Source organism: Photobacterium pectinilyticum (genome assembly GCF_024357955.1).
GTDB lineage: Bacteria > Pseudomonadota > Gammaproteobacteria > Enterobacterales > Vibrionaceae > Photobacterium > Photobacterium pectinilyticum.
This window is the reverse complement of sequence record NZ_JANEYT010000122.1, coordinates 1-9971: the sequence shown is the minus strand read 5'-3', so window position 1 is coordinate 9971 and position 9971 is coordinate 1. Positions and strand designations below refer to the sequence as shown.

Below are 9971 nucleotides of genomic sequence, written 5' to 3'. Positions count from 1 at the left end.
CAAACTCCACCTTGCCATCGACGCCAATACGCACGAGGTGGTGGCTGCTGAAGTCAGCCTGGTCAATGTCGGCGACAGCCAACCCTGCTGAACCCTTTGCGTCGCCGTCTCAAGCAGGTCTCTGCTGATGGTGCCTACGATACCAAGGAGTGTCATAAGCTGCTGCAGAGGAAGAAAGCGAAACCTACGATCCCACCGCGCTCAAACGCAGGATACTGGGAAGAAGGTCATCCTCGCAACGAGGCTGTCAAAGCCCTAAAAGCCGGTGAAATCAAGCAGTGGAAAAAGGATAACGACTACCACCAACGGTCACTTTCTGAGACCGGGGGCGGGCGCTACAAGCAACTCATCAGCGAAAAGTTGAGCCTTAGTGACTATGATGCCCAGGTCGGTGAGGTGTTGGCTGGTGTGAAGGCGATGAACAGAGTCATAGGACTTGGTATGCCTGTTTGTCAGATGGTCAACTACCCCCAGAAAATCCCTTGGGGCTGAGCCGTCCCGAGGATGAATTGATCAACAACGCCCATATCAAATGCCATGAATGATTATAACCCAACAAAAAAGTGCGGCACTCTTGTCGTGTTAAGAGTGTCGCAACCATTATTGCTATCGCTAAATCACACAGCGAAAGATTAGTTTGGAGTTACTTGGCCTGTTTGCAAGTCAATAATGACACGGTGATCGGGTATTGGATCATAAAGCATACCGTGCCCTGCAGAAGCTAATAGGCCGTATATTTGGCTTAACACACCGTCTCCGAGCATGCCACTCATATCTAAATAAAGACCAGCATTATAGCTAAATACAATATCATCATGCGATTGTTCAATATTGTGCTTAGCCAGTTGAACTGCGCGGTTAGAATCTTCGTCTGTTTGATAGTCAAGTGCATAATTTAATGCCCAGTCGAGGAAGTATAGCTCTGCTTGGCTAATTTCTTTCTCGATATTATCCATCTCATTGCCGAAATAGTGAAGCTTGAGTACCTTGGCGATCATTTTTTCAACCGTAAGGGCATCAAGTGCATCCCATGTAACTCCCTCTGGGAAATGCTCTTCAAGTTTAGGGATCCACTCTTCATCTTTACATGGACGGATAACTGTACAGTTGCCTTCTTCGCGCTTAAGTCTATCAAGCATGGTACGAGCCACTGTTTTACGCAAAATAGTATCGTTAACAGGCACTAATATTGTGTCTGGCAAATCAAAGCCCATCGCGGCTAGGATATTTTGACTCATTTCATCAACGAGTTCTTCGAGGTCAATTTTAACTTCTTCTGAACTCATTAAGTATTCGTTATCGATATCAATCGTGAGCTCTTGATTAACAAGATCGAGATCCATGATGCGATATGGGGCTGGGTAACTGACCGTCGATCCTGTTTGAACATCGACAAGCCAATGTCCATCATCATAGTAGCGAGCAGCAATGTCATTAGCGTGGAAGTGACCGGTAAACACCATATTTAGGCCCGCTTCAGCCAGCTCTTGCGATATTGCTTCTGAGCGAGTAGTGTAAATAAACTCTTTGGTTTCATTTGTGTAGTAGTCAACGTATTCTTCTGCGTAGTAACCTTCAACGTTTTCATTAAATGAGTTCGGCTCGCTGTCAATCACGTAACCTGGCATGATCATATTTTGGCCATGAAAGTGTTCAATCAAACCAATGTGACTAAAGGCGAGCAGAGTTTTTCCTTGTTTTTTTGCGTCAGTGGCAACAGATTTAACCCACTCTAATGTGGATTGGCGCTCGGGAAGATAGAAAGAGCCACCTGTTTTGGTGTAATTTTCATCCTTTGCAGACCATTTTTCTTGCACGTCTTTGATAGAAGCGGTCATCGGGTCGATAGACATAATCCATAATCCCGGCATAGGCTCTGCAACATAAGAGTATGAACTTTCATCTTGATTTATAGCCGCATCGAAACCAAAGTCGGCATAAAACTCATTGAAATTGGCAATGCTACGATTATTGGTAGAGCTGTTACTCATGTAAGGCGCAACGCTGCCTGGCTGTTTACCTTCAGGGTTACCCTCAAAATAAACTGCGCCTTTTGCTGTCAGTTCACCAGCCTGCTCTGATAAGTATCCGTATGGATTATTGACATCGTGGTTTCCTGGTGCAACAAAAACTTGAATCCCTTCATCCCTTGCGCGTTGTAGAGACGCTCTAAATGATTCATGGTTAATGATTTCACCATCTTTGGTTAAATCGCCAGGAATTAAGATAATCTGGGTGTCATTTTTAATTAGTTGGTCGATAGTAAGATCAAGCAGTGTTTTACTATCTAAGAAAGCTTTACGGTCTGAGTTGACTGCTTTTTGAAAAAATTCGCCTTGTTCATCATCGCCGAGTTTTGCATCATATATATGTGCGTCAGAGAGGATGGCAATTTTAACATCAGTAGCCAAATGCTCATCGTCTGTTTTTGTGGAGGAGTTACATCCTGTCATTGATAAAGAGGATATTAAAATACTAGTGTAAATATATAACGTTTTACGTGACATCTTTGACATCTTTAAATTCCATTTATAAGTGGAGAGCCACTATAGTTTTTGTTGGTTTTAATATTATATGTTCGATGAGTTACATTTTAATTACGCCTTGGTTATGTGAGGTTGATTATTATATTAATTAGTGTCTACCCTTCATTTCATCCAAATGTGGGATTTTAAATAAGGATAAGAGGTTATAATCTTCCACCGAACATCAATTTTAATCAATTACTTTTATTTGGTTGCAGACAGAATGACTAATCCAAATAAATTCTATTTTTACATAAAAAAACGGACCACCTTGGTCTCGTTTCTGGTATATATAACGAATTCGGCATTGCTGAAATCATGGTAACGGTGTAGTTGACTTAATAGATGATGATGCTGTCACCAATTGGTATTGCGGTCCTCCTTCAGGACGTAGAGAGATATAATTATTTCAGCGATTTTATGTTAGAGACAGCTCTCATGTTGAAAGGAAAGTTTAAGCTGCCGCTGCGTGCTTTACAGGGTTTTATTGATTCTCTATTCGGTTTAATGGGTGTCGATTTAGTTAGTCAAATTACAACAGCATAGGCAAGCGAGCTAGAAGGGGAGAGGTGAACTACCGCTAAGTATCTAAGGGCCCAGTTGCTCAGTCGTATTCTTTTACCCAAAGTCGTTTGTTGAGGGTGAACAATTATATATTACCGTCACTTAATAAAATTGTGGGTCATGTAGTTACGGGAGTTACGCGTATGGAATAGTCCCTCACCAGTTTAATGGTTCAGCTTTTTACTTGAATTACTCCGCGTAGCTCGACATAAGCATACCGTTAGTTCTCTTTGGGAACCGCACCTACAAATAATGATCACTGTCTATTACTATCACACTCATCAATGTGAGCCAGGGATTTTTCAGTCAATCTTTCAGGATAAGCAATGATGCATCTATCGTTGTAAAATGTGTTCTCGCTTTGTAGTGAGAATAACCACCGACATAAATCGGTGGTTATAGACTCAAATTGCCACTGATTATACAGTGCTATAGTTTCGTTTTAGTTGATTGAAATATAGCCTTGATCAGCAACAATCGCTTGAGCCTCAGCAGAGAGCATCCAATCAAGGAACTGCTGTGTACGTGTGTTGGGGGTACCTTTGTAAAGTACCTGGAACGGACGCGCAACCTTGTAAGAACCATTCTTGACGTTCTCTACAGAAGCTGGGGTACCATCTACAGTCACGGGGACAACGGATGAATCAACACTCCCCAATGAGATATAACTGATTGCAAATGGGTTTTGAGCTGCCATTGTTTTAGAGTGGCCGTTGCCATTAGAAACTTGTGCATGTTGAGAAATAGCCGATACTTTTTGACCATTGATTTTTTTAGTCAGTTGCATGATCTCTTCGAATGCGCCACGTGTACCTGATGCGGTGTCGCGTGTAACCGCAACGATAGGTTTATCTTCACCACCCACTTCTTTCCAATTTTTGATATCGCCAGCATAGATATCATGTATTTGCTGTGCGGTCAGAGAGTCAACACTATTTGATGGATTTACAACAACCGCAATGCCATCACGTGCAATGATTTCGCTGTGTAAATCAGTTTCTTTTTCAGACGATGCCAGCTCGCGGGATGCCATACCCAAATCCGCAGACTTGTCCTTTGCTGCGCGAACACCGGCAGATGAGCCAGGGCCTTGTACTTCGATAAAGACTTCAGGGTGTATTTGTTGGTAGGTCTCACCAAATACTTCCATAAGTGGCGACACGGAACTTGAACCCACGGCAGATATGTTTTCTTGTGCCAATGCAGAACCTGAGAGTGCCGCAATAGTAAGAGTTGCAGCGATAAAGGTATGCTTCATTTCAATCGTCCATTAAGTGTAAGAAGGTGTTACATTTGTATTATCTACAGCTATATTTCAGATTGATGTCAATAAAAGCGTGTTACGGGTTAGTTTGATATAAATCAAAAAAAGTTGTTAAATAGGGAGTGTTGGGTAATGGTTTTTCACCATTATTACTGCGTTATGAATATCGCATTGGAATAAAGCCACCATATTTTATTTAGCACTATCAGGTTTTCGGCTATCGCCAACTTGCGTGAGCACCGCCTTATTGAATACCTTTATCAAAGGTTCTTTTCCTATTTGAAGGTGTGAAAGTAAAGTAATATGACGTTGATAACGCTTATCCTTGACCGGGATAACTTCTAAGTTGTTGAAGAGGTTTTTCATACCTTTCCACATAGGTATCAGTGAAACGCCCATTCCTTGCTGGACCATTATCGAAATAGATTCCAACGAATCAATTTCGCACACAGGGGTTACTGTCAATTGATTATCATAGAGGTAACGTTCAACCAGTCTCCCCCCCCAAGATAGCTTGTCATACTGAATATAAGGCTGTGAAGCAATCAGTTCTTTAAGGTTTGGAGCATTTTTGTGAGTGTGAATTAGACCAAGTTCTTCAAAGTAAATGACTTCCTTTTTTATATTTTTAGGTGTAACGAAAGGTGGATTGACCGTTAAAGATACGTCGATTTTTTTGTCAGTTAATTTTCGATATAAGTCAGTGGATGTCCCTGGCGTGATTTTTATTTTCAAATCCGGGGCGGTATATGAAAGCTCTTGGAGGACTTTCGGTAAGACACCCAATAAAACCGTTGATATCGCACCAACTCTCAGTTCCCCTGATAGCCCCACTTCGTCGATATCTCCCGGTATCGCCTCGACCTCGGATATAATGCGCTTAAATCTTGGCAAGAGTTTTAAACATTTTGCCGTTGGTTTTGCTGAATGGCCTGTTCGATTAAGAAGCTGGCACCCCAGTGTCGTTTCTAGGGACTTGATCCGTTGACTAATTGCTGCCGATGTCAAGTTTTGGTTCCGGGCTGCTTCTGCGATAGATCCGACTTCTACGACCTCTACTATGCTTGACAAAAATCGAACATCCATAAGTATTTCTTACGCTGGAAAAAAGAATAACATACTATGTCTTTTGAAGTTCTGCAGTTATTTTATTTATCCTATTTACGGTTTAACGCTGTATTTCCCTTTTCAGCAACGGTTTCTCATTGCGGTGAGGGAAATTAGAGAAAGGAGATAGTTGGATGAATCTCAGTGAAAAATTTAGGGCCCTTGAAGCAGACAATGCACCGGGTCAAGAGGTGAGGCAAAAGGATGATGATTTCAAAGCGAGAATGCTTGGAAATATAATGAGTGGAGCCTTCGTTGATTTCTCTCACGGGGATGTGGATGCCTTTCCTCCTACTCCAGGATCGTCAAAAGCATGGAGCGATGGCTTTGAAAAAGGGGGCAAGCAAGCATATACCGAGTATCGAGGTGAGGCCCAATTACGGGAAAGGTTGGCTGCGCGCCTTGGTCAATTTACAGGCAATGCTGTATCTGCAAGCAATGAGCTAATTATTACTCCCGGCACTCAAGGCGCTCTTTTTCTCGCTTTGGGTGCAACTGTTACTGAAGGGACAAAAGTTGCAATCGTTGAACCGGACTATTTTGCCAACCGGAAAATCGTAAATTTTTTGGGTGGTATCGTTGTACCGATCCCGCTTCACTATCTAGGGAAACCGTCAGAGAACGGTCCTGATTTGAGCCGAATTGAAGACGCTTTTAAGGATGGTGCAAAAGTTTTTGTTTTCTCTACACCTAATAACCCGACAGGCTTTGTCTACTCGCCAGAGATTATTGCGGCGATTTCAGAACTCGCGTTCAAGTACGATGTAACCCTGATTGTGGATCAATTATATTCCCGGTTGCTTTATAGCGGAGAAGTTTATACACACCTTTGTGCCTGTGAAATAAGGCCCGAGAACCTCATCACTATTATGGGACCGTCGAAAACAGAATCGTTGAGTGGTTTCCGCCTTGGTGTCGCATTTGGTACGTCTTGGATCATTGAGCGAATGGAGCGCCTGCAAGCGATCGTTTCCCTACGCGCTGCTGGTTATAATCAAGCGGCACTCGATACTTGGTTCTCAGAACCTCAAGGCTGGATGGAGAAACGTATTGAGGAACATGAGGCGATACGAGATGAGCTATTGACAATCTTTAGGGCGGCAGATTTTCCGGTAGCAACACCACAAGCGGGTAGCTACCTCTTCCCTCAGTTGCCTCCACTTAATGTAGAACTGCACACATTTATAAAGCTGCTTCGTTATCAGGCGAACGTTATTGTGACGGCCGGAACAGAATTTAAGCCCAGTTTAACTAATAGCATCCGATTAAACTTCTCACAGGATCACGCTGCGGCAGTCGCAGCAGCTGAACGAATTGTCAAAATGGTGGAGATTTACCGTCGATGAACAAGCAACTGGAACAGCCGATCCCTCAAGGTAAGTACTTGCCTGCCCTTCGGCATGCGGATGTTGTTTACACTTCTGGCATGACCCCCCGCAAAGCGGGTGAACTGATGTATTCAGGGAAAATAAAAAGTGGCGCTCCGATAGAATCTCATCGGGAGGCCGTTCGTTTGTCTACACTCAATGCTTTGGCTGCCGCAACGAGTTGTTTGAAAGAAGGAGAGCATTTATCAGCCGTCCTACAACTCAATGTATTTTTGAATACGGAGCCTGATTTCATCTTGCATCCTGCTGTTGCTGATTATGCTTCCGAGCTTTTAATCGAAAAGTTGGGGCCTGGGAGTATCGGTAGTCGTGCGGCGATTGGCGTGGCCTCATTGCCATCTGATGCAACCGCTGAAATCTCGTTGATTGCAAAGGTACGATAGATCTTTGATGGCATCGATATTGTTGCAAATATTTATATATGCGATGCCATTATCTTCGTTTCCGATGGCCTTTCTAGCGGTGTTTTCAAGCAGTAGGTGATTTACCTGCTAGGTAAGCTCAGTATGGAGCCGTATAGACGCCGGTGGCGAGAATGCTCTATCTTAGAAATACCTTTCTGGGTATCTCTCGTTCCTTCAGGGTCAACGAACCTGTTTGGGTAGTACCTTTTGCCGAACAACCCAAAAGCCCAATATCATCAGTAAGAGCAGATTGATATACATTGAGGCGTTGTACATCATTTCCAGAATTAGCCATATAACTGCTTTAAGTAGAGGGTATGACTCTATTTTTACGGCCCATTGTGGTGACTGCATGCGCCGGAGCAAACCGGACACCTATTCCCCCCCACTCAATATCACGAACACTGAAAAACAGGGCTCATGACGATGGCTTAAACCGATCTCAGATGAAAGCGGCTTTGATAGCAACCGCTTTAGTTGATGTATCGTCATCGCACGCTGGGGTCATATGCTTTTAGCGCTTGAACGTATTATTGCATTATTTATGCATCTTCAGCTTGAAGGTTAAGCTCAAGTTCTGCTACATATTGTTGTAGTCGCTCAACCTCAAGTGTATTGGTTTCCAATGTAATCTTTTTGTTCAGCAATTCAATTTGTGCCTTTGCCGGTAAATACATCAGTATATACACACGGTAGTTACCGGTGTGCGGGTCTGCAAATACTTCACGCTTATCAATTTCATGGCCAAATAGTGAGGCACGGTCGATGTACACTTGGATAGTTTGTTCTGAGCTAGTGATAAGGTTACCGCTGTTTTCATTGACCTCCGACAGCTCGTAACTTTCAATGACCGCGTCCATTCGACGTGAGAGCTGCTGTTCGGCTAACAATGTTGCCTGGTTCATAGCAAACTGCAGATTTGAGCTTTCGGCAGTCGATGTTACATAGATCCCCTTCATATATGTCGTCTTAGGTGGATCTAGGTACCAGTCCGGGATGAGTGCAAGCTGAGAGTTGGTCACCGCTGTTTGATAATCCGTTGCAGCGCGTGCACGCTCATCCATTGGGATCTCTGGAGCTGATGAACAGCCGATCAGCGCTAGAGATATCGCAGATAAAGTAAGAAGCTTTTTCATTTTTATGATTCCTTTCAATTGTTATTAATAACAATGACAACAGATGGGGACAGCATATCAAAATAAGACACAATGTGCGTGATCTTCAAACAACAAAACAGTTTCACGGGATTACACTCACCAATACAAGTACGAAATGACTATTGCAGAAGCACTGACAGTAAACTCTGTAAATAAGTTGGTTATTAACGTAAGACGATACCGTTTTCTGTGAGCATAAAGTCGCGGAATACCGCTTGGCGCTGAATAATCATCGAGCAAATGCAAGCATACATGGAGCGTTTTCGTACTAAATCTCAGCTCCTTCTAATGCAAGCTCTGCCGTTGCTTGTGTTTGTTGTCTCTAGTGGCTTGTTTATCTACGGCGACACCAATAATGGAGCAACGTTTTTGGCGTCTGTGATTGCGATGGTTTGCTACATTATGGTTCGTCCTTTTGAAACGGTTTCAGAGTTAACTGCCGATATAGTAAAGTAAAAAATAAAGGCTGACCTAACATATTGTTAGGTCGGCCTATTTGGAATCTTTTAGATACCTTAAAATGGAAGCCAAATGCCTTTCATCTTCTGTTGCGGTCAAAGTAAATTACCTATACCTTTTTTCGTCTTCATCCCAATGCCATAATTGAGGTTTAACCGGATGAACGATTGGAATTATACCTACTCGCCAATCAGCGCACTAAAAAAGGCTATCTCACTTCGGCTATGACGGATTAATCCCTCTTTCTCTTCTTCGGTAAAAGAAGATTGAAACGCAATACTCTGATGAGTAACTTCGTACCAGTTTCTTTTATCTCTTGTCAACTCGCGTAGATTTTTCAGTTCAGCCATATGACCTTTATTCCTATACTCTCTTTTAGCAAAAGCATCACGAGTTTTGAAATACCATTCTTTGTACGAGTCTATTCCTCGTTTGTACTTGTCATATTCTGCATATGACATGGAGCCGTACCGATCTCGCTTCTCATCTGAAGTTAAATCATTTTGTTTTTCATCAAAATGATGTGTTTGACATGTTTTCACTGTTTTCACATTTGAGAGGTCGGTTAAACCATTCACAGCGCTATCTAAATATACGTTTATGGTATCCGCTAATTCTGCTTGCCGTTCTGTGATATCGATACACAGGTCCAAACTGAAAGTGGCTGGGCGCTCATCATTTATGTAACGGGAAAAATAGTCATCACCTACTATCATCTCTTGCATTTCACCGTTTCTTTCACGCTTCAATTTTTTAACCAATGGTATCTTTACTTTCTCTGCTCCAAGATCAACCACAACATAGGTAAAGACACCTTTAGTGTCTAAAAATTGATTGGCATATTCATAAATACGTGCGGCCCTCGGTCTTGCGAGTCGGTGTATTGGATCATCGTAAACAACATCTGGATGATTATCCTCGGGCCATGGTAGATGATATTCATCTCCTCCATAGCGGTCGGTGCGGATATCAACGCTTATATGGCCGGGACGGTCACTGGCAAACGGTGTAACAGCAATGACGTTTATGTTGTCGTTTAAAGCAAGCGTTTCATCAATGCCTTCTTGGAATGCATGAGTTAAAGCCTCGCCGTGAGCCTTCCA

Annotated in this window: 9 protein-coding genes and 1 pseudogene; 5 read left to right on the top strand and 5 right to left on the bottom strand. The window is 42.8% G+C overall.

All coding sequences use genetic code 11. The features are described from left to right. A pseudogene (locus tag NHN17_RS24605) lies at positions 1–492 on the top strand (IS5 family transposase); the annotation flags it as partial. Between the two features lie 140 nt (positions 493–632). Here the strand turns inward: NHN17_RS24605 and NHN17_RS24600 are convergent. Next, complete coding sequence (locus NHN17_RS24600; RefSeq protein WP_255045306.1) at positions 633–2516, bottom strand: metallophosphoesterase family protein; 1884 nt, start codon at positions 2514–2516, stop codon at positions 633–635. Between the two features lie 354 nt (positions 2517–2870). Between NHN17_RS24600 and NHN17_RS24595 the strand changes: the two genes are divergently transcribed. Then, positions 2871–3071, top strand: a complete 201-nt coding sequence (locus tag NHN17_RS24595; protein ID WP_373689595.1) for a transposase — start codon at positions 2871–2873, stop codon at positions 3069–3071. A 460-nt stretch (positions 3072–3531) separates the two neighbouring features. Here the strand turns inward: NHN17_RS24595 and NHN17_RS24590 are convergent, their stop codons facing one another. Next, complete coding sequence (locus NHN17_RS24590) at positions 3532–4347, bottom strand: phosphate ABC transporter substrate-binding protein (protein ID WP_255045305.1); 816 nt, start codon at positions 4345–4347, stop codon at positions 3532–3534. A gap of 198 nt (positions 4348–4545) precedes the next feature. Beyond that, the gene (locus NHN17_RS24585) at positions 4546–5439 is read right to left on the bottom strand and encodes a LysR family transcriptional regulator (protein WP_255045304.1); all 894 of its coding nucleotides are present in this window, start codon (positions 5437–5439) and stop codon (positions 4546–4548) included. A gap of 155 nt (positions 5440–5594) precedes the next feature. Between NHN17_RS24585 and NHN17_RS24580 the strand changes: the two genes are divergently transcribed. After that, a complete protein-coding gene (locus NHN17_RS24580) occupies positions 5595–6806 on the top strand; it encodes a pyridoxal phosphate-dependent aminotransferase (RefSeq protein WP_255045302.1) in 1212 nt (403 codons plus the stop codon). Further along, positions 6803–7231, top strand: a complete 429-nt coding sequence (locus NHN17_RS24575; protein WP_255045301.1) for a RidA family protein — start codon at positions 6803–6805, stop codon at positions 7229–7231. The genes NHN17_RS24580 and NHN17_RS24575 overlap by 4 nt, the downstream gene beginning before the upstream one ends. A 563-nt stretch (positions 7232–7794) precedes the next feature. On the opposite strand, the gene NHN17_RS24570 is transcribed toward NHN17_RS24575, so the two are convergent. Then, a complete protein-coding gene (locus NHN17_RS24570) occupies positions 7795–8388 on the bottom strand; it encodes a hypothetical protein (RefSeq protein WP_255045300.1) in 594 nt (197 codons plus the stop codon). Positions 8389–8661: 273 nt separating this feature from the next. On the opposite strand from NHN17_RS24570, the gene NHN17_RS24565 reads away from it, so the two are divergent. Further along, positions 8662–8865 carry a hypothetical protein gene (locus NHN17_RS24565; RefSeq protein WP_255045299.1) on the top strand — a complete coding sequence of 68 codons (204 nt, stop codon included), beginning with the start codon at positions 8662–8664 and terminating at the stop codon, positions 8863–8865. Between the two features lie 182 nt (positions 8866–9047). On the opposite strand, the gene NHN17_RS24560 is transcribed toward NHN17_RS24565, so the two are convergent. Beyond that, on the bottom strand, positions 9048–9971 hold a 924-nt coding region (locus NHN17_RS24560), incomplete at its 5' end, for a hypothetical protein (RefSeq protein WP_255045298.1).